Genomic DNA, 22,154 nt, shown 5'->3' on the forward strand with positions numbered 1-22,154 from the left:
GGAGTTAACCATTCAATTGTTTGATCACATTTTGAATCTCCTCTTTTGTCTGCTCCGCATTTAAATATTCCCAACTGTAGAACATAAATCCGTCGCAGTCGGTTTGCCTTCCCAGAGAAACCTGCTGCGCCAGAATATTGTTGGACTTTTTCCAGGTTCCGTCGTCCGCGTCGGAACCTGCTTTATATGCGGCCAACCCGAAATACAGCTTGATGTTGTCATCTTTTACCATCTGCTTCCACTGGTCCGCCGCTACATTGAACGGCAAAGTGGGGTTTTCAAAGTTGACATACAGCTGCGGGCAGATATAATCCACATAGCCGCGCACAGAGCACCATGCATTGACGTCCGCGCCGATTTTCAGGTCGTTTTCGACGTTGGCCTGCGGGGAAATACCGAACTGTACCTCTGGCTTTACGCTCTTGATTTCGCTGTAGGTGAGCTGTACCAGCGCATTGACGTTCGCGCGGCGCCATTCCTGCAAATTGAGCGGCGTGCCGTTTTTGGCCGCCGACTGCGTATATTCGCCGTACGCCGCCTGGTCAAAGGAAGCGTCCTCCGTGGGATAAAAATAATCGTCAAACTGGATGCCGTCCACGTCGTATTTTTCCGCAATCTCCTTTGCCCCATCGGCAACCAGCTTCCGTACTTCTTTGTACGCCGGGTTGAAATATTTGCCTGTATCGGTCTGAACGATCCACCCCGCCTTGGCGGCGTCCTCTTTCCAGAGGTTGTACGCATTCGTCTGCGCCAGGATGGAGGGCGTATCCCCCAGCTGTACGCGCATAGGGTTGATCCACGCATGGAATTCCATTCCGGCGTCGTGCGTCGCCTTTACCATGTACGCCAGCGGGTCGTAGCCGGGGTTCACGCCCTGTGTCCCACCCACAATATGGGACCACGGATAGAGCTCCGACGGATACAATGCGTCGCCAAACGGCCGGACGTGGACAATCAGCGCATTCATACCGACCGCTTTGGATCCGGCAATGATGGCGTCAAATTTCTTTTGGAACGCCGCCTCGCTCCGGTTTTCCTCCTTGCTCATGTCGAGGCTCATGTAAGGGACCCAGACCGCGCGCATCTCTTCCGCGGCGGCAGGCGCCGTCACCGCAGGGGGTTCCTGCTGCGCGGAGGACGACGCAGGCGGTTCTTCTGCCTGGGAAGACGCTACAGAGGACATGCTTCCTTCCGGCAGGGAGGTTTGCGCCGGCTGCGTGCCGCCGCTGAAATTGACCGCCATACACAACGCAACCGCAATAACAAGCAGGCAAACGCACGCCAGCAGGCTGTGGCGATGGAATAGCTTAATCACCATGTTGATTCTTCATCCTTTCTCTCAGCGGCTTCCCGCCGTTCCTGTCGCTTTGTCCAATTGGTTCCATTGTAACGCAACTCATTTGACAGATTGGCGCAAATCGTGTAGGATGGCTAAAGAATCCCGATGATTGGCTTTACTGGAGGTGTAAACCTTGTTTTTTCTGATCAGTATCATTGCCGGCAGCAGCGATTTAGGCCAGCGGCGCTGTACTACGCCCTGCTGCGGACCTGTAAACGCCTATCTGTCCTATACCTTCCAACAGTTCACTTTATTTTTCATCCCACTCTTTCGTTTTGGCAAACAGTATTTTCTTACCTGCCCGCAGTGCGGCGCCATTTATGCGCTTACCAAGGAAGAGGGAAAGCGGTTGGAAAAAGACACGGACGCGCAGGCCGATCCCGCCTGTATGCATTTGGCGCGACAGGTTCATCACAGCCATTGCCCACGATGCGGCGCACCGGTTGAAGCAAACAGCCGTTATTGCCCGCAATGCGGCGCTTATTTAGGAGGTCAATAATGCCATACTGGATTCTGTATTTTGTTTTTATCAGTCTGGTCGCGATTATCCTGACGGTGCACGACAAGAATGCCGCGCAGAAGCACCGCTGGCGCGTCCCGGAGGCCACCCTGCTCTGGGTTGCCGCGCTCGGCGGTTCCGTCGCCATGTATTTAACCATGCAGATAATCCGCCATAAGACCAAGCATCAAAAATTCATGATCGGCATTCCGATCATCTTTTTTATCCAGCTGATTGCAATTGCATTTATTGTGGGACGAGCTATTTTCCCAAATCTATTTAACTGAAAATCCCTTCCGCCAGCGAAAGCAAAACTGCTGACGGAAGGGATTTTTTGATTATCAAATTTGCAGAATTTTTATTCTCTTTTCTTTATAAAATATAAAGTGAATATTTTCAAAAAAGAGAAGACTCTGAATAGACAAAACCGCCGCTTTTATCAAGCGGCGGTTTGTTATATTTATTTTGCGACAATATTGACCAGTTTCCCCGGCACATAGATTTCTTTAATCAGCTTCTTGCCGTCAATCTCCGCGGCAATTTTGGCGTCTGCCTTCGCAGCAGCCAAAACCTCATCCTTGGAAAGGTCTGCGGCGATATGCAGGCGGGTGCGCACCTTGCCGTTGACCTGTACCGCGATCTCCACGGTATCGTCCTTGCACTTCTCTTCATCGTAGGAGGGCCACGCCTGCTGGCAGACCATACCGTCAAACCCCTGCGCGCTCCAGACTTCTTCGGTCACATGCGGCGCAAACGGATTAATCAGAATGGTAAAGATTTTCAGCTCCTCACGGGTGATGGAGCCGTCCGTCGCCAGCTCATTCAGCAGGGACATCATTGCCGCAATCGCTGTATTGAACTTGAGGTTTTCAATATCCTCGCCGACTTTTTTGATCGTCTTATGGAACAGGGATTCCATATGCGGACGGACCCCATCCCCGGCAATCAGGTTCTCCTGCAGGTTCCAATACCGCTCGATGAAGCGGCGGCAGCCTTTGATGCTGGAGGTGCTCCACGGCGCGGCCTTTTCAAAGTCGCCGATAAACATCTCATACATGCGCATGGTATCCGCGCCGTACTCGTTGACAATGTCGTCCGGGTTGACGACATTGCCGCGGCTCTTGCTCATCTTCTCGCCGTTTTCACCGAGGATCATGCCGTGGCTGGTGCGTTTGGCATACGGCTCCGCAGTGGGAACCACGCCGATGTCGTAGAGGAATTTATGCCAGAAACGGCTATACAGCAGATGCAGCGTGGTGTGCTCCATGCCGCCGTTGTACCAGTCGACGGGCGTCCAGTAGTCCAGCGCCTCTTTGCTCGCCAGCGCGTCGGGATTGTGCGGATCCATATAGCGCAGGAAATACCAGGAGGAACCCGCCCACTGCGGCATGGTATCCGTTTCACGCTTGGCCGGGCCGCCGCAGTGCGGGCACTTTACATTGACCCAGTCCGTCATATGCGCCAGCGGGGATTCGCCGTTGTCCGTCGGCTCATACGACTGCACCTCCGGCAGGCGGAGCGGCAGTTCGCTCTCCGGCAGCGCGACAAAGCCGCATTTATCACAGTGCACAATCGGGATCGGCTCGCCCCAATACCGCTGGCGGGAGAACACCCAGTCGCGCAGCTTAAAGTTGACCTTCGATTCCCCGATTCCCTTTTCGGTCAGGAACTCGGTAATCTTCACCTTTGCATCTTCCACGCTCAGGCCGTCCAGAATGCCGGAGTTGACCATGACGCCGGTTTCACAATCGGTAAAGGCTTCCTTCTCCACATCGCCGCCCTTGACGACTTCAATGATGGGAAGGTTAAATTTCTTTGCAAACGCCCAGTCGCGCGTATCGTGCGCCGGGACTGCCATGATCGCACCGGTGCCGTAGGACACCAGGACATAATCGGAAATAAAGATCGGAATCTCCCTGCCGTTGACGGGATTGACGGCCATCACGCCGTCCAGACGGACGCCGGTCTTGTCCTTCGCCACTTCGGTGCGCTCAAAATCGGATTTCTTGGCGGCCTCCGCCTGATAAGTACGGATTTCCTCCATGTTCTTGAGCTGGTCCGCCCATTTTTCAATCAGAGGATGTTCCGGAGAAATAACCATGTACGTCGCACCGTAGAGCGTATCCGGGCGGGTGGTATAGATTTTCAGCTTATCCCCGGCGGTGGTCTCAAAATCGACTTCCGCACCGGTCGAACGGCCGATCCAGTTGCGCTGCTGCGCTTTGACGCGATCCGGATAATTTACCAGGTCCAGGTCGTCGATCAGGCGCTGTGCGTACTCGGTAATTTTGAGCATCCACTGGGATTTGACCTTGTGGACTACCTCGCTGCCGCAGCGTTCGCAAACGCCGTCGACCACTTCTTCGTTCGCCAATACACATTTGCAGGAGGTGCACCAGTTGACGGACATCTCCTTTTTATAGGCCAGGCCGTGCTTGAAAAGCTGCAGGAAAATCCACTGCGTCCATTTGTAGTACGCCGGGTCCGTCGTATTGATTTCTCTGGACCAGTCAAAGGAAATGCCGAGCGACTGCAGCTGCTGCTTAAAGCGCGCAATGTTCTTCTCCGTAACGATCGCCGGATGCACGTGGTTCTTGATCGCATAGTTCTCCGTCGGCAGGCCAAACGCATCCCAGCCGATGGGATACAGCACGTTGTAACCCTGCAGGCGGCGTTTGCGCGCAACGATATCCAACGCCGTGTAGGAGCGCGGATGGCCGACGTGCAGCCCCTGCCCGGACGGATACGGGAATTCTACCAGCGCAAAATACTTCGGCTTTTGAAAGTCCGCGTTGGAGGCATGGAATACGCCCGCCTCTTCCCATTTGTCCTGCCACTTTTTCTCAATCGGTCTGTGGTCATACTTGTTCATGTTCTGATTCGCTCCCATATTGTATCTTATATTAATTACTCGTTTGCCTTCAGGATTTCTGTGATATCCACATTTTCCCCGTCCTGCCACAGGCGGTCCAGATCATAGAATTCACGGGATTCGCCGGTAAACACATGCACGATCACGTTGCCGTAATCCAACAGAATCCAGGAATTGGAGCGGTACCCCTCCGTGTGCTCCGCCGCAACGCCGCACTGTTCCTTGAGCTGGAATTCCACCTCGTCCGCCAGGGACTTAACATGCGTGCTGCTTGTACCGGTTGCCAGTACAAAATAATCCGCCAGAACAGAAATATCATGAATGCCAATCAGTTTTAGATCCTGTCCTTTTTTCTTGTCCAGTATCTGAATGGCCTTTTGCGCCAGTTCCAATGGTGTCATTTTCTTCTCCCCTTCTTTAAATAGGCCTTTGCCCGTTTAGATGATGGATTGATATTCCAGCACCGCTTCATTGTAGGCGGCGATGGAATCCGGATGAATCGCCAGACGGCGGTCCGTCAGGTCCTGGATGGTGTAGGTCATGCCGTGCAGCAAAGCCTCCAGCAGGCCGTTTTCCGCCGCGCGGCGCATATCCTCAACGCCGGGATAATCCCGGTCGGAAGAGGTAAAATCAGCCACAAACAATACCTTTTCCAGCAGCGACATATGCGCGCGGCCGGTGGTGTGGTACCGTATCGCGTTTAAAACCTCATGATCCTCAATGCGGAGCTCGTTTTCCGCATAAGCGGCGCCTAGCATGGCATGCCAGAGCTTTTGCCCGCTGCGCTCCACATCTGTCAGGACAATATCGTATTTCGTCATCAGCTTCATCTGTTCTTTGGGCGGCATGTCCTTCATAATATCATGCAGAATGCCGGCAGTACACGCTTTTTTTTCGTTCGCGCCGTATTTCTTTGCCAGGCGCGCCGCCTCATCCGCCACCGCCAGAGAGTGCTGATAACGCTTATCGCTCAAGAAAGGTTTTATAATCGCCTTGTAATCCTTATGGCTCATTTTACCGCTTCCTTTACTGTTCAGTATTGCATAGAACCGCACGATATAAGCCTTTTTCCTCAATATACTGCGCAACTCCGGCGGGCACCAGCCCCCGAATGTCTTTTCCGTCCCGCACCGCCTCCCGAACCATTGTGGATGAGACGGGGAGGAATGCGATATTCGCCAGAATCGTTTTCGCACCGCCGGCCGCAATCTTTTTCGCATATTGTTTCAGTCTGGCAAGGCCGTGCGAACTGCGCGGCGCGGCGCAAATGGTTGCCAGCGCATAAATGCGCTCCGGCTCGCGCCACCGGTCCAGCGTCAGAAACATATCTTCGCCCACAATAAAACAGAGCTCCTTATCGGGATACCTGCGTTTTAAAGCGGTGAGCGTCTCATACGTATAGCTCGGCCCGCCCCGGCATATCTCCATATCGCTGACCTCATAGGGGGTTCCTTCGCAGGCCATGCGGCACATGGCCACCCGGTCTTCCGCCTCCGCCAGATCCGGCGCCGCCTTGTGCGGCGGAACAGAGGTTGGAATAAACAATACCTGTTCCGCTTCCAAAAGAGACGCAAACTGACGTGCAAGATGCAGATGGCCGTTGTGGATGGGATTAAACGTCCCTCCCAAAATTGCGATCCGTTTCATGGCGTTCGATTCCTCTTTATTCTATTACTTTTTCCCTGATTTGGGAAGAATTATTTTCGGTTCCTTCTCATTTCTTCGATAAAGTACAAATTTGGAGCCAATTACCTGCACCACGTCGGCCTTAACCTCTTCTGCGATCTGATCCGCCGCCTCACGGGAAGAGAGCGGCGCGGTTTCCAGCACTTTGCCCTTGATCAACTCTCGCGCGGTCAGCGCGTCGTCGGCCTGTTTGGTCAATTCCGGGCTCAGGCCGGATTTCCCCACCATTACGATGGTATCAACATCCACCGCAAGAGAGCGGAGATAAGCGCGTTGTTTACTGGTCAGCATGATTTTTCTCCTTTTTATCTGATAATCTTTTCAAAACAATAGAACGGCTCCTGATCCCATAGCCCGCGCTGCAAACAGAGTTCCCCGGCCAATCGATAACCGTTTTTCTGATAGAGCGATACGCCCGGCGTATTGCCCGGGAGGACATCCAGGCGGATACTGGTTTTTCCGTACTGCCGCGCATACTGATCGGCAAATTGCAGGAGCGTTTCAGAAATTCCCCGGCGAAAATATACCGGATGGACCGCAAGCGTATGCACCACCAGAATTTCCTCCGGCCGGTTTCCCGCCTGCCAGGCAACGTCCGCATACCGCTCCGGCTGGATGCCGTCCAGAATACAGGTTCCCGCTACAGCGCCTTCCTCTAGGCACACATACAGCGCGCCGGATTGGAGCCCTTCTTCCGCCGTCTCCCGGGTCGGATAGATGTCTTTTCCCCAACCGGGATAGTTGACGTGCGATTCCAAATAGTCCGTCAGACTATCATACAGCTGTGCAACCGCGTCAAGATGCTCCGGCCCTGCCAGACGCACGCATCTTTTATCCGCCATGCTGTCTCTCCAAACAGTCCGCAAGCTTTCTCAGCGCCTTTCCCCGGTGGCTGATTGCGTCCTTTTCCGCCGGGGTCAGCTCCGCATAGGTCTTTTCTCCCACCAGGAAAACCGGATCGTAGCCAAAGCCGTCGGTCCCGCGCGGCGCAAACGCGACGCTTCCCTCGCAGACGCCCTCCACATCGATGCGCGTCCCGTCCGGATACACGACGCAAATTGCGCTGACAAAGCGCGCAGTCCGTTGTTCCGCCGGGACGTCCTTCAGCTCATCCAACAGCTTCCGGTTGCGGTCCGCATCCGTTGCATCTTTTCCCGCGTACCGCGCGGAGTAAACGCCCGGTGCGCCGTTTAAGGCGTCGACCGCGATGCCGGAATCGTCCGCCACCGCCGGCAGCCCGGTCTGCTTGCAGGCGGCTTCCGCTTTTAGAAACGCATTTTCCGCAAAAGTGGTCCCGGTTTCTTCCACCTCGTCCAGCTGCGCGGTGATTACCTCGATATGCAGAGGTTCCAAAATCCGCTGCAGCTCCTGCACCTTATGTTGATTGTGGGTTGCCATTACATATTTCATACCACACCGCTCCTTATCTGGTAAACAGCGCTTCGGAAAACGCCCGCGCGTCAAAGGGCTGCAAATCGTCCAGCTTTTCCCCAACGCCGATATATTTGACCGGCAGATTCAGCTCTTCCCGGATGGCAAGCACCACGCCGCCGCGGGCGGTCCCGTCCAGCTTGGTCAGCACAATGCCGGTGATATTCGCCGCATTCTTGAATTCGCGCGCCTGATTGACCGCATTCTGTCCCGTTGTGGCGTCCAGCACCAGCAGGACTTCCTTGTCCGCATCTGGCAGTTCCCGGTCGATGACGCGGTTGATCTTTGCCAGCTCATCCATCAGATGCTTCTTGTTGTGCAGGCGGCCCGCCGTATCGCAGATTACAACGTCCATCCCTCTGGCCTTTGCCGCTGCGACAGCGTCAAACACGACGGACGCCGGATCGGATCCTTCCGCCTGTTTAATCAGGCCGCATCCGCTGCGCTCCGCCCAAACCTCCAGCTGTTCGATCGCCGCCGCGCGAAACGTATCCGCCGCCGCCAGAAGCACTTTCTTACCGTCCTGACGCAGTTGATAGGCAATCTTCCCAATGGTTGTGGTTTTTCCCACCCCATTGACGCCGATTACCAAAACCACGGACGGCTTTGTACCGACTCTTAACGCCTCCTCGCCGCTGATCATCTCCGCCACCGTCGTCCGCAGCATTTCAAAGATCACCTGCGGGTCGCTGACGCGTTCCTCTTTGCAGCGCTTCTTCACCGCTTCACAAATACGTTCCGCAGTGGGCACACCCGTATCCGCCATGACGAGCAGCTCTTCGAGCTGTTCAAACAGCGACTCATCGATCTCTGTATAGGAACCCAACATCGTATCCAGCGAAGAACTGAAGCTCTCCCTTGTTTTTTTCAAACCTTCTTTGATTTTAGAAAATAGACCCATGCTTTACAAACACCTGCCTGTTTTAATATTCTTTGAACTGTGCTATTTTGCGGCGCCGATGCCGAGCTTTTGTTCAATTTCGTCTGCATGCAGTTCCAAAAGCTTGGAAACGCCCTCATCCTGCATGGTGACGCCATACAGCACGTCCGCCTCTTCCATACTGCCGCGGCGGTGGGTAATGACAATAAACTGTGTGTTTTTATTCATTCTGCGCAGATAAGCCGCGAAACGGTCGACGTTGACGTCGTCCAGCGCCGCTTCAATTTCGTCCAGCATACAGAACGGCGGCGGGCTGACCTTCATAATAGCGAAGTACAGCGCGATCGCCACCAGCGCCTTTTCTCCGCCCGAGAGCAGTTCCAGATGCGTGACAATCTTGCCCGGCGGCTGAACGGATATTTCAATGCCAGAGCGGAGCACATCCTCCGGGTCGGTCAACGCCAGATTTGCCGTACCGCCGCCAAACAGCTCTTTAAAGGTTTGGAGGAAGTTCTCGTTGATCTGTTTAAACCGGGTGACAAACAGCTCCCGCATCTGGCGCGTCAAATCCCCGATGAGCCGCAGCAACTCGTCGCGGCTTTTTTCCACGTCCTCTACCTGCGTTTTCATAAAGGCGTAGCGCTCACTGACTTCTTTGTACTCCTCCACTGCCGCAACGTTGACCGTTCCCAGCGCTTTGATCTTGCCCTTGAGCTCGTTCAATCGTTTCTGCGACAGCCCCACGTTTTCGATCGGCACGCCGATCTCCTCCGCCTCGCGGCGGGTCAGTTCGTATTCTTCCCACAAACGGCTGATAATTTCATCGTATTCCTTTTGCAGATTCGCCTTGCGCTCTTCCAGACGCGCCAGCTCATGGCCAACCGTCTCCCTGGCGCCGGACTGCTCGCGTTCCTGAATCCGCAGTTCAGAGGACTGTTTTTCATACGCCATCCGCTGGGCATTGATCTCTTCAATTCTCTTTGCGGACTGTTCGGCGCGTTCCCGCAGGCCGGCGGCCTCTTGCTTCAATTCTTCAATCCTGGCCTTCAAGACGTCGATCGAAGCGCATACCTGCGACTTTTCCAGTTCCAATGCCTTCCGATGGCCTTCCCGGTCCGCTTTGCGGCGCTCAATGTCCGCGATTGCGCTGCGCAGGGATTCCATATCCTTTTGCGCAGAAAGGCAGGCGAAGCGCATTTCCTGCAAATCCACAGACAAGGTATCGCAGATTTGGTTCTGCTCGCTGCGGCTGGAGCTGATTTCATTCATCTTCCCCTGCAATATGGAAATTTGCAGAGTCGCTTCTTCCATCCGGCGCTCCGCTTCTTCCTGCAAAGCCTGCTGTTCCGACAAACGTACGTTGGCTGAGGCGTGCTCCTCCTCCAATGCGTGGATATCGCTGCCAATGGTCCGGATGTCATCCTGTGCGCGTTTGTGCTCCGCCTCAATCCGGATGCGCTCCTCCTGCGCGGTCGCAAGCTCGCCCTTTGCGCCGGAGAGCGCCGCCTCTGCGGCGGATACTTCCTCCGAAGCGGTCTTCCACACCGCCTCGGCCTGCGCCGCCTTCTCCCGCAGCTGTTCCGCCTGCGCCTTGATGCGTTCAATTTCCGCCGCGCGGCCCAACAGGCCCGCGTTTCTCGCCAGGGAACCGCCCGTCAGCGAACCGCCCGCATTCACTACCTGCCCGTCCAGCGTCACGATTCGGAACCTGTAACGGTATCGTTTGGCAACAGCTGTCGCAGCGTCGAGATCCTCCGCCACAACAATGCGGCCCAGCAAAGAATTTCTGATCCCGTTGAACCGCTCCTCACAGCTGCAAAGCTCTCCCGCAATGCCGACAACGCCGGGGCAATCTTCCAAGCCAGGCTCATCCAATACATTCCCGCGGATATTGGAGAGCGGCAGAAAGGTCGCACGGCCGCCGTTGCGCTGCTTGAGGAATCCGATCGCCCGCTTTGCGTCCTGCTCCGTCTCCACCACGATGTTCTGCATCGCCGCGCCCAGAGCGATTTCAATCGCCACCGCGTATTCCCGCGGGACCTTGATTAAGCGGGATACCGGGCCGAGGATACCGCCAAGCGTGCCGTGCCCCGCCTCTTTCATGACAACCTTGACGCTCTGCGAAAATCCCTCCAGATTGCGTTCCAGATCCTCCAGCAGGCGCGCCTTGCGCGCGCATTCGCTGGCGTCCAAATGCAATTGATCGCTCTGCTGTTTCGCAGTTTCCACGCGCTGACGGCGGCTGTTCAGGCGCAATTCATAGCCCTTCACCGTGTTCCCCAGCGCCTGAATGCGGTCCTGCGCGTCCACCAGCATTTGGGCGTAATCCGCGCCGCTTTGTTCCAGCTCCTGTGCGCGGGCCTGTTTCTCAGCCAGCGACTCGTCCACTGTCTGCATCCGAAGCTTGATTTCCGAGATAGTAGAAGCCGCGGTCATCGACGCCAGCTTTTGATCCGTGGATTCCGCGGACAGCGCGTTAATTTGGCGGGAATACGCGTCAATCTGGGCAACCGTTTCCCCCATACCGCGCCGCAGCGCTTCCAAACGCGCGGAACAGGCGTTGCTTTCCGCTTCCTTCTCCAGAATAAAGCGGTCTTTTTCCGCAATTTCTGCATTTTTTGCAGCAATTTCGGCGTCCATATCCATTCCGGACTGATCCGACTGCGCGATTTCCCGTTCGATGCGCTCAATATTCTGCCTGCTATGTAAGATGTCGTTTTCCAGGACGGAGATTTCTCCATCCTTCGCCATGGCGGCCTCTTCCAGACGGGAAGACGCCTGCCGGACCTCGTCCACCTTGGCGGTGCAGGCATTCGCCTGCATAAAGCTTTCTTCAATCCGACGTTCGATCTCCGCCAGCTGTTCTTCTATTTCATTATAATGATTTTGGGCGATGATGATGCGGTCGTCATGCTCACGCAAAACCTTACCGGAGCGCTCCAGCGTATTCAGCCAAAGACTGATTTCCAGCGTGCGTTTTTCAGAAGCATATTCCAGATATCGCTCCGCTTTTTCCGCCTGCTCCTTCAGCGGACCGACACGGTCTTCCAGCTCTGAAAGGATGTCGCGCAGGCGCAGCAGATTCTCTTCCGCCTGGTTCAGGCGGCGCTCCGATTCTTCCTTGCGGTAGCGAAAGCGGGAAATCCCCGCCGCCTCTTCAAAAATCTCGCGCCGGTCCTCGCTGCGCGCCGCGACGATGCTGTCGATCTTACCCTGACCGATAATGGAATAGCCGTCGCGTCCCAGCCCGGTATCCATAAACAGCTCGTTGATGTCGCGCAGACGGACTGCCGCCTTGTTGATCATATACTCACTGTCTCCGGAGCGGTAATACCGCCGTGTAATAGAGACGGTATCGTTGTCAAACGACAGTTGACGGTCCGCATTGTCGATATACAGAGTGACTTCCGCAAATCCCTGCGGCTTCCTGGCGGGCGTGCCGTTGAAAATGACATCTTCCATGCGGGTACAGCGCAAAGTACGGGTGGATTGCTCCCCAAGCACCCAACGGACAGCGTCGCTGATATTGCTTTTTCCGCTGCCGTTCGGCCCAACCACCGCGGTGATCCCCTGATTAAACGTCAGCGTGGTTTTATCCGGAAATGTTTTAAACCCCTGGATTTCCAAAGATTTTAAGAGCAAGCTGTCACATCCCTTCCTGTGGAACTATGATCTTCAAAGCGCGTTTATCAGAAATTGCCCTAAACTTACCTGTGCATCCTGCACAAACCGTACCGAATATCCCATCTGCATCAACATGGCAACATTCTTTTTCTTTTGGCCCAGTGCCTTTGAAATATCTTTCGGATTTACTTTGATTTCTATAGTAGATTCTAAATCTATATTATCTTGCAAATATTTATAAACTTTATTGTAGAATCTTTGACTCTCGCAAAGCTCCCGAAATGCAGGATGCCACGGTCCCGCCAACCGGTCCCGCCCCAATTCAGGCGTACTATGTAGGCCAAGGCGAATGACCCGAATCTGTTCCCCTTCAAAGAAATCCAGCAATTCCGCGCACAGCGAAACCGCTTCCTCCAGTTCCATGGGCAGATACGCGCCCCTTTGATAAAGCGCTTCCAGTTCAGTCCCCCGCATAACAATCGTTGGATAAATGCGAATGGTATCGGGCTTTAAGGCCGCAAGCCTGCGGGCCGTATCCATCGCTCCCGCAGGCGTGTCGCCATAAAGACCGGTCATCATTTGCAGCCCCAGAGAAAATCCGTATGCACGAATCTGCGCGGAAGCTTTTTCCACTTGAGCCGAGGTATGCCCGCGCCGGTTGCAGGAGAGCACACGATCGTCCATGCTCTGCGCTCCCAGTTCAATGGAAGACACCCCATACCGCTTTAAAAGGGACAAGGTCTCTTCATCGATGGCGTCCGGCCGGGTAGAGATGCGGATTCCCGCAAAACCGCCGTTCCTCCCCACATACGGGGCCGCCGCCTCCAGGAGAGAAATCATATAGCCGCGTTCGATCGCCGTAAAGCTCCCGCCAAAAAAGGCTATTTCCACGTTTTGCGTATCTTTCAGGCTTTTTTGAGCGGTTTGAACCGCTTCGATTACATCCTGCGCTGTGGGCTGATTTTGACGGCCCGTAATGCTGCGCTGATTGCAGAAGCTGCATTGATGCGGACAGCCGTTGTGCGGCACAAACAGCGCTACGTTCGCGTGTTTCAATAGCCCATCAGCTCCAGCGCTTCGCGCGCCGCCTGCTGTTCGGCTTCCTTCTTGCTGCGTCCGCCGCCCTTGCCGATCACATTGCTGTTCAAGTGTACCTCCACGGTAAAATGCTTATCGTGGTCGGGACCGCTTTCACCGATCAGCACATACTCCAGATGCTCCTCTGGATTCTGCTGCACAATCTCCTGCAACGCAGTTTTATAATCCTTGAACGCCTTTGGCCTTTGCGTTTTAAGCATTGGCAGTACAAAGCGCAGGATAAATTTGCGCGCCTCTTCCATGCCGGCGTCCATATAGATTGCCGCTATGACCGCTTCAAACGCATCCGCCAGAATGGAAGAACGCGTACGTCCGCCGGAATTCTGCTCGCCGTGGCTCAAACGCATAAATTTTCCCAGATCTATCTGTTTGGCAAACCCGCAACACGCCTTCTCACATACAAGCGCCGCGCGATTTTTAGTGAGGTCCCCCTCCGGCATTTCCGTATTATTCTTAAACAGATAGTCCGCAACAACAAAACCGAGAACGGAATCACCCAAAAACTCCAAACGCTCGTTGCTCTGCTCCTTCCCCTTCGCCTCGTTGGCAAAGGAAGAGTGTGTCAAAGCGGTCAATAAAAGCTGTTTATTTTTGAAATGGTATCCCAGTTTTTCTTCAAATTCTTTATAGTCCGTCATAACCAGACCTCCTGAAAATCAATCCGCAGCATTCTCCTTATATGCAGCCACAGACGCGGTAATTTCATCCACCACATTTCCCGCTACATACGCTTTGGTGAGACGGAGCGCATTTTTCACCGTCTTCGCTTTGGCGCTGCCATGGGTTTTAAAGACCGGTTTTGCCGCGCCCATGATCGGCGCACCGCCGTATTCGTTGTAATCCATGGTCTTTTTCATCGCCGCCATATCTTTTAACACCAGAGAAGCCGCCAGCTTATTCTTCCCGTTTTTCGTGAAAATCTCCTTAATCATGCGCATCATCGTTGTGGAAACACCTTCATACATTTTCAGCAGCATATTTCCAGTAAAGCCGTCGGTCACCACAACCTCCGCCGCGTCGTCCGGAACCTCGCGCGCTTCGATGTTACCAACAAAATTCAGCTTGGATTCCTTCAGCAGCGCAAAAGCTTCATGCTGCAGCTCGCCGCCCTTATGCTCCTCCGTTCCAATGTTTGCCAGGCCCACGCGCGGGTTCTGAACTTCCATCACCTTGTTCATATAAATGGAACCCATCACGCCAAACTGACGCAGCATCTCCGGCTTGCACTCCACATTGGCGCCGCAGTCGATCAGCATAAAGAATCCTTTTCTTTTGGGAAGTACCGGTGCAAACGCAACACGTTTGATATTTTTAATGCGTTTGACAATCATGGTTGTTCCGACCACCAGCGCGCCGGAATTTCCGCCGGAAAGAAACGCGTCTCCCTCGCCCGCCGCGAGTTTTTTAAGTCCTAACGCCATGGAGCTGTTGGACTTGGATTTCAAAATTTCTCCCGCATGATCCTCCATGGTGATGACGTCCGGCGTATCCGCGATTTCCATCCGATCCAAAGAAATGTTGTTCTCCTTGGCGACACGGCGGATTTCCGCTTCGCTGCCAGTCAGCAGAATATCGATATCCAGCTCCTGCACGGCCTCCGCGCAGCCTTTCAGGATTTCCAGTGGAGCGTTATCTCCACCAAACGCATCTACAATAATTTTCATTGTTATACCTCCCGCAGCCAAAGAACTGCTATGAAATCCATATTTACTCTATATGTTGTATTATATCGCTCAGTAGTTGTAAGGATCGCTCGGAAAATGCCGCATAGCGCGCGCGTTTATCCCGGATATGCGGTTCGATCGGCGGCATGACGCCAAAGTTTGCGCCCATCGGCTGGAAATCGCTTTCCCCGCCGTTCTGTACATACCGGCTCAGCGCGCCGATCATCGTTTCCGGGGGCAGGGTAAGCGTTTCTTTTTCCTGCGCCCGGCGCGCCGCGTTCCGGCCAGCCATCAGGCCGCTGGACGCGGATTCCATGTATCCCTCTACGCCGGTGATTTGTCCCGCAAAAAACAGGTTTGGATTTTTTCGCAGGCTGTAGTCGCTGTTCAAAACCTCCGGAGAATTTAAAAACGTATTGCGGTGCATCACGCCGTATCGAATGAATTCCGCCTGCTCCAAGCCCGGGATCAAACCGAACACGCGCTTCTGCTCGCCAAATTTCAGGTTGGTCTGGAACCCCACCAGATTGTACAGGGTTCCTTCCCGGTCCTCGCGCCGCAACTGCACCACGGCCCAGGGGCGGTGCCCCGTATGGGGATCCCGCAGTCCCACCGGCTTGAGCGGCCCAAAGCGGATAGTATCCGCGCCGCGCTGCGCCATCACTTCCACCGGCATACAGCCTTCATATACCTTTGGGTCAGCAACGTCAAAATCATGGACCGGCGCGCGTTCCGCATGGATCAGCGCCTCATAAAAGCGCTCGTATTCCTCTTTATCCATCGGGCAGTTCAGGTAGGCGTCGTCCTCTCCCTTGCCATACCGCGACGCGGCAAAAATCCGCTCCCGGTTCAGGCTCTCCGCTGTAACGATCGGCGCGGCGGCGTCAAAAAAACTGAGCCCTCCGCCGCACAGGGCGGCAATCTCCTGCGCCAGCGCGTCGGAGGTCAGCGGTCCCGTTGCAACAACGGTAATGCCCTCCGCAGGAATCTTCGTCACCTCTTCGCTGCGCACCTGAATCAGCGGATGCTCCCGGACCGCCTTCGTCACAGCGGCGGAAAAGGCATGGCGGTCCACCGCCAGCGCGCCGCCGGCCGGAACGCGGCAGGTATCCGCGCACTGCATCAGCAGGGAATCCAGCCTGCGCATCTCTTCTTTCAGAAGTCCCGCCGCGCTCTCCACACGCTCCGCCTTTAAGGAGTTGGAACAGATCAGCTCCGCAAAGTCCGGGCTTTGGTGCGCGGGAGAATATTGAAGGGGCTTCATTTCATAAAGCGTAACCGGAATCCCGGCCTGCGCGATCTGCCAGGCCGCTTCACAGCCGGCCAGGCCCGCGCCAATCACTTGTATGGTCACCGGCTCTTCCTCCTATCAGGACTCCGCATTTTCCTCTTCGTCCGGATTCTGGATTTTTTCATATCCGCAATCCGGTGTGACGCAGTAGAACTTGGGATGCTTGCCCTTCTTCTTTAAAAGGGTTTTTCCGCACCGGGGACATTTCTGTGTCGTCGGTTCATCCCAGGAGATAAAATCGCAGTTCGGATACTCGGCGCAGCCGTAGAAGATGCGGCCTTTCTTCGATTTCTTTACAATAACCTTACCGCCGCATTTGGGACATTCCGCGCCCGTCTCCTGCACCAGCTTTTTAATATTCTTACACTCCGGATATCCCGGGCAAGCGATAAATTTGCCGTAACGGCCCATTTTGATAACCATTTTGCGGCCGCACTTTTCGCAGATAATATCTGTTTCGTCCTCTTTCAGAGGAATCTTTACGCCCTGCATCTCTTCTTTCGCCTGCTTGAGCGTCTTGTCAAAATCGCCGTAGAAGTGATCCAGCGTCTCCACCCAATCGGTTTTTCCGCTCTGCACCTCGTCCAGATCCTTCTCTACCTGCGCGGTAAAGCGGACGTTGACAATCTTGGGAAAGCGCTCCTTCATGAGCTTCGTCGTTACTTCTCCCAGCTCCGTCGGTTTGAGCGCTTTGCTCTCGCGCACCACGTATTCGCGGCCCGTGATTGTCGAAATGGTCGCGGCATAGGTGGACGGACGGCCGATCCCGTTTTCTTCCAGTGCCTTGATCAAAGAAGCTTCCGTAAACCGCGCCGGCGGCTGTGTGAAGTGCTGGTTGCCTGCGATTTCTTTGCAGCGCAGCAGCATATCCTTTTCCAACGGCGGCAGTGCGCCGCTGTCTTCAGATTCTTCGTCCTTCTTCTCTTCGTATAAAACGGTAAAACCGTCAAATGTGACGGTGTAACCGGACGCCTTGAAAATGTAATCGTTTGCAGTGATTTCCGCCTGCGTCGTACTCTGCAGGCAGTTTGACATCTGGCAGGCAATAAAACGCTCCCAGATCAGCTTATACAGCTTATATTGATCCGCGCTCAGGCTGTCCTTCACCTGATCCGGAGACAGACTCGGCATGGTTGGACGGATCGCCTCATGGCCGTCCTGCGCGTTCTTTTTGGTTTTAAAGTGTCGGGGCGTATCCGGCAGATACTTTTTGCCCCAGCGCTCCAGGATATACTCGGACGCGTCCTTGATTGCGTCTTCCGACAGACGCAGGGAGTCGGTTCTCATATAGGTGATTAAACCGACAGCGCCCATCCCTTCGATTTCCACGCCTTCATACAGCTCCTGCGCGGCTTTCATGGTACGGCGCGCCTGGAAACCCAGCCGGCGGGACGCCTCCTGCTGCAGGGTGGAAGTGATAAAGGGCGGCGCAGGAGACTTGCGGCGGGTTCCCTTTTTCAGGTTGGTAATCCGGTATTCAGCGTCTTCCAGAGCCGCCAGGATCTGATCCGCCTGTTCTTTGTTTTCAATTTTAATTTTACCGTTTGCGTCCCCGTAAAAAGACGCCGGAAACGCTTTGCGGGACCCCTTGGGGATCAGCTTTGCGTCGATGCTCCAGTATTCCTCCGGCACAAACGCGCGGATTTCCTCTTCCCGGTCCACCACCAGACGGACCGCCACCGACTGCACGCGTCCCGCGGAAAGGCCGCGGCGAATCTTCTGGGAAAGGAAGGGGCTGAGTTTGTAACCCACCAGCCGGTCCAGAATACGCCGCGCCTGCTGCGCATTGACCAGATCAATGTCAATGCTGCGCGGGTGCTCCATTCCGCTGGATACGCCTGTCTTGGTAATTTCATTAAATGTGACGCGGTTCTGATCCTCCGTATTTAAATCCAACAGATAGGCCAGATGCCAGGAAATCGCTTCTCCCTCGCGGTCGGGGTCCGTCGCCAGAAACACAAAGTCGCTTTTTTCAGCCTTTTCTTTCAGTTCGTCGACCAGCTTTTCCTTGCCCTTGATGACCTCATATTTCGGTTTAAAATGCTTTTTAATATCAACGCTCAACCGGTTTTCCTGCAGGTCGCGCACATGTCCCATGGATGCGATCACATCGTAGCCCGGACCAAGGTATTTCTTTATGGTTTTCGCCTTTGCAGGCGACTCTACTATTACAAGTTTGGACATACTGCCAAGCACCTCTTTCAAATTCTGGCGGATTCCTCACGAATCCTCAAGTACTTATCTTACACTATATTTTCCATATCGCAATCCTATATTTATCACAAGATTCAAACTTACAAAGCGTTTAAGCCTTGTGAAAGCCTGCTATACATACTACAGCAGGCTTTCACAAAGCCTAAGGTTGTACTCCATCAGCGAGAATACCGCTTCCCGGAATACGATCGGATTTTCCCACAGATTTCCAGCTCCGTCGTCGCGGCCAGAAAGCGTGAAATCGGAATTCCTGCCTGCGCGGAAAGCTCCGCAGCCGCGCACGGCTGGCTTGTCAATATGCGATAGAGCGCCTGTGCCTCGGGAGAAACGTTCTGCGGCGGTTCTTCCTCCGGCTCCTCTGTCTCCTCCGGTTTCGGCTGCTCCACCAGTCGGACCACATCGCCTTCGGATTCCTCCAAACGAATCTGGCCGGGAAACCGGGACAGATACTCCACCAAAATATCGTTCGCGCAGCTCACCAGCTTTGCGCCGTCCTTTAAAAGATCGTTGGCGCCGTGGGCCACCCGGCTGCCGATGCTGCCCGGCAGCGCAAAGACGTCCCTGTTCTGTTCCAGGGCGTAACCTGCGGTAATCAGGGAACCGCTTTTTGCCGCGGCTTCCACCACCAGCGTTCCCAGTGTCAGGCCGGAAATAATCCGATTCCGAATCGGAAAATTGCGCCCGTTGACCGGTGTATCGGGCGGATACTCCGAAATAACCGCGCCGGAACGGGAAATGGCTTCCCGCATCGAGGCGTTTTCCATCAGATAATTGACGCCTATGCCGCAGCCAAGCACACATACGGTTTTGCCATTTGCCAAGAGCGCCCCTTTATGCGCCTCCGTATCGATTCCCAAGGCGCCGCCGCTGACAATGACCATCCCCGCTTTTGCAAGGGAATAAGCCAGACTGCTTGCGGCAAGCTTTCCGGATTGAGTCGCCTTCCGGGCTCCGACGATGGAAAGGGACGGCGTTTTCACAAAGTCCGGCACTGTCCCTTTGACATAGAGCGCACAGGGCGGACTGTGAATTTCGAGTAGCGGACGCGGATATGCTTCGTCCTCCGGCGTGACAACCGTCTGTCCCAGCCGTTCACAATATACAATCAGGGACGCCGCATGCTCCGGCGAATAAGAGCGCATGGCGGAAATCTCCCGCTGCGTGAAAATGCCGGCCATTCGCCACTCCATTTCGCCGGCTTCATAAAACGCCCGCAGGCTTGGATAAACAGACAGAATATGACGCGGCTTGCTGCTGCCGGAATTTAAGGCATGCTGCAGCCAGACCCAGTAGGCCCGATGGTCAACATTCATCTGATTTCCCTCCCTAAATGCAGCGCATTAATTCCCACATTAAAATGGCGGATGACGATGCCGCATTGAGCGATTCCGCACGCCCCTTCATCGGGATCGTCACAGACGCGCCGCACGCTTCAATCGTCGCCGGTTCCAGGCCGTTTCCTTCATTGCCCACCACCACGACGGACCCCGGGGAAAACCGGATTTTGGTGACGTCGGCAGCCGTATGGTCCGGAACCGCGGCATAGGTTTTCAGGCCTTGTCCGTGCAATTGCCCTGCCGCTTCCGCCATGCTGGCCGCAAAGAAAAACGGCAGGCGGAAAACCGCGCCCATACTCGCGCGCAGCACTTTGGGGCTGTAGACGTCGCAGCAGCTTCCCGCCAACAGCACGCCGCCGATTCCCAGCGCTTCCGCCGTACGCAGCACCGCGCCCAGATTGCCCGGATCCTGTATGTTTTCCAAAGCGAGGTACTGCCGGTCCGCCGTCATCCCGGACGAGGCGGTCAAAGCCTCCCGTATGCTGCAGACACAGAAAATCCCCTGTGTGTTCTTTGTCTCCGACAAAAGCTCCGCCACGTGGGGTTCGATCAAATAGACCTGACACGCGGCGGCGGCTATCGGTTCCAGATACCATGCATATTTTTGCTCCGCCTGTTCCGTATAAAACAACGTCTGTACCGGAACGCCGCTCTCCGCCGCGTCCCGGCAGAGGCGCGCACCCTCCAGCATAAAAAGGCCCTCTCTCCGGCGGAATTCGACGGAGGAGGCGAGCTTTGCGGCATGCCGCACGGTTGTACTTTTTCTGCTTGAAATCATTTCGGGCATTGTTTTCACCTATAACAAAAGATGCGCCCGGGTTCAATCCGGGCGCAATTCCAGCTTTTTATACGGCTGCCTTCGCTTTTTCCACAAGCGCCTTGAACGCGGCCTCGTCGCTGATTGCAATCTCAGAAAGCATCTTGCGGTTCAGCGTGATATTCGCCTTTTTCAAACCGTTCATGAATACGGAGTAGCTGATATCGTTCATGCGGCAAGCTGCGGAAATACGGGTGATCCACAGGCGGCGGAAGTCTCTCTTCCTCTGCTTACGGCCGATGTATGCATAGTTGCCGGACTTCATAACGGCCTGTTTGGCCATCTTAAAGTGTTTGCTCTTTGCACCAAAGTATCCCTTCGCCAGCTTTAACGTCTTTTTCCTTCTTTTGCGTGTCATCAACGCGCCTTTTACACGTGCCATTTTATATACCTCCAGTAATGGTTGTTATTTTATCAAATACGCAGAACGGCTTATTTGTACGGGATCAGGCGCTTCACCTGATTCACATTCGTCTGATCGGCAACGACGGTCTGTCTGAGGCCTCTCTTGCGCTTTCTGGTCTTTTTGTTCAGGATGTGGGACTTATTGGCATGCGCGCGGATGACCTTTCCATTTTTAGAAAGCTTGAAGCGCTTTTTAGCGCCGCTGTGTGTTTTAATCTTGGGCATGATTTGCTCCTCCTTAATTTTGATTATTTGACGGGTTTGGATACAAGGAACATCAGCATATTGCGTCCTTCCAGCTTCGACGCCTTCTCCACATTGGCGATCTCGCTGAGTGCCTCTGCAAAACGTCTCATAATCTCGTGGCCCTGTTCCGGATGCCCCATCTCACGGCCGCGGAAGCGGATGGAAACCTTGACTTTGTTGCCTTCATTCAGGAACCGGGTCGCATGACCGACCTTCGTCTCAAAGTCGTGTGTGTCAATGTTGAGGGAAAGGCGAATTTCTTTGATTTCAACAACACGCTGATTTTTTTTCGCTTCTTTTTCACGCTTTGTCTGTTCAAACCGGAATTTCCCATAGTCAATAATCTTGCACACAGGCGGCGTTGCCTGCGGCGCGATTTTTACAAGATCCAGATTTTGAGCGAACGCCATTTCCAGCGCCTTGGCTGTTGCCAAAACGCCAAGCTGGGAACCGTCCGCAGCAATGACACGCACTTCTTTTTCACGAATTTCCTCATTAATCTGTAGTTCCTTGCTGCTAATTGTTAAGCACCTCCAAATCACGTTATCTGCTGCATAACAAAACGCGGACAGAATTCACCTGTCCGCGCATCAATACAACATTCGTATTGACCCATGACAGACGAAACCTCATAGGTGAGGGCATTGCCCCGCTTTGTTTTTTACTTATTTACTTTACCATCACCGATACGGTTTGTCAAGCGATATTTTCTGTTTTTCAAAAGCTTTATCCGTTCCCTGTAAATTCCATC

At 54.4% G+C, this 22,154-nt stretch carries 22 protein-coding genes; 2 read left to right on the plus strand and 20 right to left on the minus strand.

Translation table 11 applies throughout. The features are described from left to right. Positions 1–4: 4 nt before the first annotated feature. Entirely contained in the window at positions 5–1,318 is a 1,314-nt protein-coding gene (locus I4V53_RS08435; RefSeq protein ID WP_195985248.1) for a glycoside hydrolase family 10-like protein, read from the minus strand. A gap of 154 nt (positions 1,319–1,472) precedes the next feature. Between I4V53_RS08435 and I4V53_RS08440 the strand changes: the two genes are divergently transcribed. Continuing rightward, positions 1,473–1,838 (plus strand): zinc ribbon domain-containing protein, encoded by a 366-nt coding sequence (locus tag I4V53_RS08440; RefSeq protein ID WP_195985249.1) that lies wholly within the window; start codon positions 1,473–1,475, stop codon positions 1,836–1,838. Further along, complete coding sequence (locus tag I4V53_RS08445) at positions 1,838–2,125, plus strand: DUF1294 domain-containing protein (protein WP_195985250.1); 288 nt, start codon at positions 1,838–1,840, stop codon at positions 2,123–2,125. Before I4V53_RS08440 ends, I4V53_RS08445 begins: the two co-directional genes overlap by 1 nt. 173 nt (positions 2,126–2,298) lie before the next feature. On the opposite strand, the gene leuS is transcribed toward I4V53_RS08445, so the two are convergent. From leuS to infC, 19 genes are all read right to left on the minus strand, one after another. Further along, a complete protein-coding gene (gene leuS, locus I4V53_RS08450; RefSeq protein WP_195985251.1) occupies positions 2,299–4,710 on the minus strand; it encodes a leucine--tRNA ligase in 2,412 nt (803 codons plus the stop codon). A 35-nt stretch (positions 4,711–4,745) separates the two neighbouring features. Further along, positions 4,746–5,111 (minus strand): ribosome silencing factor, encoded by a 366-nt coding sequence (gene rsfS, locus I4V53_RS08455; protein WP_050698376.1) that lies wholly within the window; start codon positions 5,109–5,111, stop codon positions 4,746–4,748. A gap of 36 nt (positions 5,112–5,147) precedes the next feature. Continuing rightward, positions 5,148–5,723, minus strand: a complete 576-nt coding sequence (gene yqeK / locus I4V53_RS08460; protein WP_195985252.1) for a bis(5'-nucleosyl)-tetraphosphatase (symmetrical) YqeK — start codon at positions 5,721–5,723, stop codon at positions 5,148–5,150. Between the two features lie 13 nt (positions 5,724–5,736). Further along, the gene (nadD, locus tag I4V53_RS08465) at positions 5,737–6,357 is read right to left on the minus strand and encodes a nicotinate-nucleotide adenylyltransferase (protein ID WP_195985253.1); all 621 of its coding nucleotides are present in this window, start codon (positions 6,355–6,357) and stop codon (positions 5,737–5,739) included. 24 nt (positions 6,358–6,381) lie between these two features. Further along, positions 6,382–6,687 carry a YhbY family RNA-binding protein gene (locus I4V53_RS08470; RefSeq protein WP_195985254.1) on the minus strand — a complete coding sequence of 102 codons (306 nt, stop codon included), beginning with the start codon at positions 6,685–6,687 and terminating at the stop codon, positions 6,382–6,384. Positions 6,688–6,701: 14 nt separating this feature from the next. Continuing rightward, positions 6,702–7,238, minus strand: coding sequence for a GNAT family N-acetyltransferase (locus I4V53_RS08475; protein ID WP_195985255.1), 537 nt, complete (start codon positions 7,236–7,238; stop codon positions 6,702–6,704). Then, entirely contained in the window at positions 7,228–7,806 is a 579-nt protein-coding gene (locus I4V53_RS08480; RefSeq protein WP_195985256.1) for an XTP/dITP diphosphatase, read from the minus strand. Before I4V53_RS08480 ends, I4V53_RS08475 begins: the two co-directional genes overlap by 11 nt. 13 nt (positions 7,807–7,819) lie before the next feature. Next, on the minus strand, positions 7,820–8,728 hold the full coding sequence (gene ftsY / locus I4V53_RS08485) for a signal recognition particle-docking protein FtsY (RefSeq protein WP_195985257.1): 909 nt from the start codon (positions 8,726–8,728) through the stop codon (positions 7,820–7,822). Between the two features lie 42 nt (positions 8,729–8,770). Next, entirely contained in the window at positions 8,771–12,349 is a 3,579-nt protein-coding gene (gene smc / locus I4V53_RS08490) for a chromosome segregation protein SMC (protein WP_195985258.1), read from the minus strand. Positions 12,350–12,382: 33 nt separating this feature from the next. Beyond that, on the minus strand, positions 12,383–13,387 hold the full coding sequence (locus tag I4V53_RS08495; RefSeq protein ID WP_195985259.1) for an elongator complex protein 3: 1,005 nt from the start codon (positions 13,385–13,387) through the stop codon (positions 12,383–12,385). Next, positions 13,384–14,067, minus strand: a complete 684-nt coding sequence (gene rnc, locus I4V53_RS08500; RefSeq protein WP_195985260.1) for a ribonuclease III — start codon at positions 14,065–14,067, stop codon at positions 13,384–13,386. The genes I4V53_RS08495 and rnc overlap by 4 nt, the downstream gene beginning before the upstream one ends. 18 nt (positions 14,068–14,085) lie before the next feature. Further along, entirely contained in the window at positions 14,086–15,093 is a 1,008-nt protein-coding gene (gene plsX / locus I4V53_RS08505; protein WP_195985261.1) for a phosphate acyltransferase PlsX, read from the minus strand. Positions 15,094–15,136: 43 nt separating this feature from the next. Further along, complete coding sequence (gene trmFO / locus I4V53_RS08510; RefSeq protein ID WP_195985262.1) at positions 15,137–16,447, minus strand: methylenetetrahydrofolate--tRNA-(uracil(54)-C(5))-methyltransferase (FADH(2)-oxidizing) TrmFO; 1,311 nt, start codon at positions 16,445–16,447, stop codon at positions 15,137–15,139. 15 nt (positions 16,448–16,462) lie between these two features. After that, a complete protein-coding gene (gene topA, locus I4V53_RS08515) occupies positions 16,463–18,568 on the minus strand; it encodes a type I DNA topoisomerase (protein ID WP_195985263.1) in 2,106 nt (701 codons plus the stop codon). 188 nt (positions 18,569–18,756) lie between these two features. Continuing rightward, complete coding sequence (gene dprA, locus I4V53_RS08520) at positions 18,757–19,911, minus strand: DNA-processing protein DprA (protein WP_195985264.1); 1,155 nt, start codon at positions 19,909–19,911, stop codon at positions 18,757–18,759. A gap of 13 nt (positions 19,912–19,924) precedes the next feature. After that, positions 19,925–20,722 carry a TrmH family RNA methyltransferase gene (locus I4V53_RS08525; protein ID WP_195985265.1) on the minus strand — a complete coding sequence of 266 codons (798 nt, stop codon included), beginning with the start codon at positions 20,720–20,722 and terminating at the stop codon, positions 19,925–19,927. A 58-nt stretch (positions 20,723–20,780) separates the two neighbouring features. After that, positions 20,781–21,134 carry a 50S ribosomal protein L20 gene (rplT, locus tag I4V53_RS08530; RefSeq protein WP_050698391.1) on the minus strand — a complete coding sequence of 118 codons (354 nt, stop codon included), beginning with the start codon at positions 21,132–21,134 and terminating at the stop codon, positions 20,781–20,783. A gap of 50 nt (positions 21,135–21,184) precedes the next feature. Then, complete coding sequence (gene rpmI, locus I4V53_RS08535; RefSeq protein WP_195985266.1) at positions 21,185–21,382, minus strand: 50S ribosomal protein L35; 198 nt, start codon at positions 21,380–21,382, stop codon at positions 21,185–21,187. Between the two features lie 23 nt (positions 21,383–21,405). After that, the gene (gene infC / locus I4V53_RS08540) at positions 21,406–21,978 is read right to left on the minus strand and encodes a translation initiation factor IF-3 (protein WP_502709364.1); all 573 of its coding nucleotides are present in this window, start codon (positions 21,976–21,978) and stop codon (positions 21,406–21,408) included. Positions 21,979–22,154: the final 176 nt, after the last annotated feature.

Origin of the sequence: Clostridium sp. D33t1_170424_F3, from assembly GCF_015667585.1 — a bacterium.
Classification (GTDB): Bacteria; Bacillota; Clostridia; order Oscillospirales; family Acutalibacteraceae; genus Anaeromassilibacillus.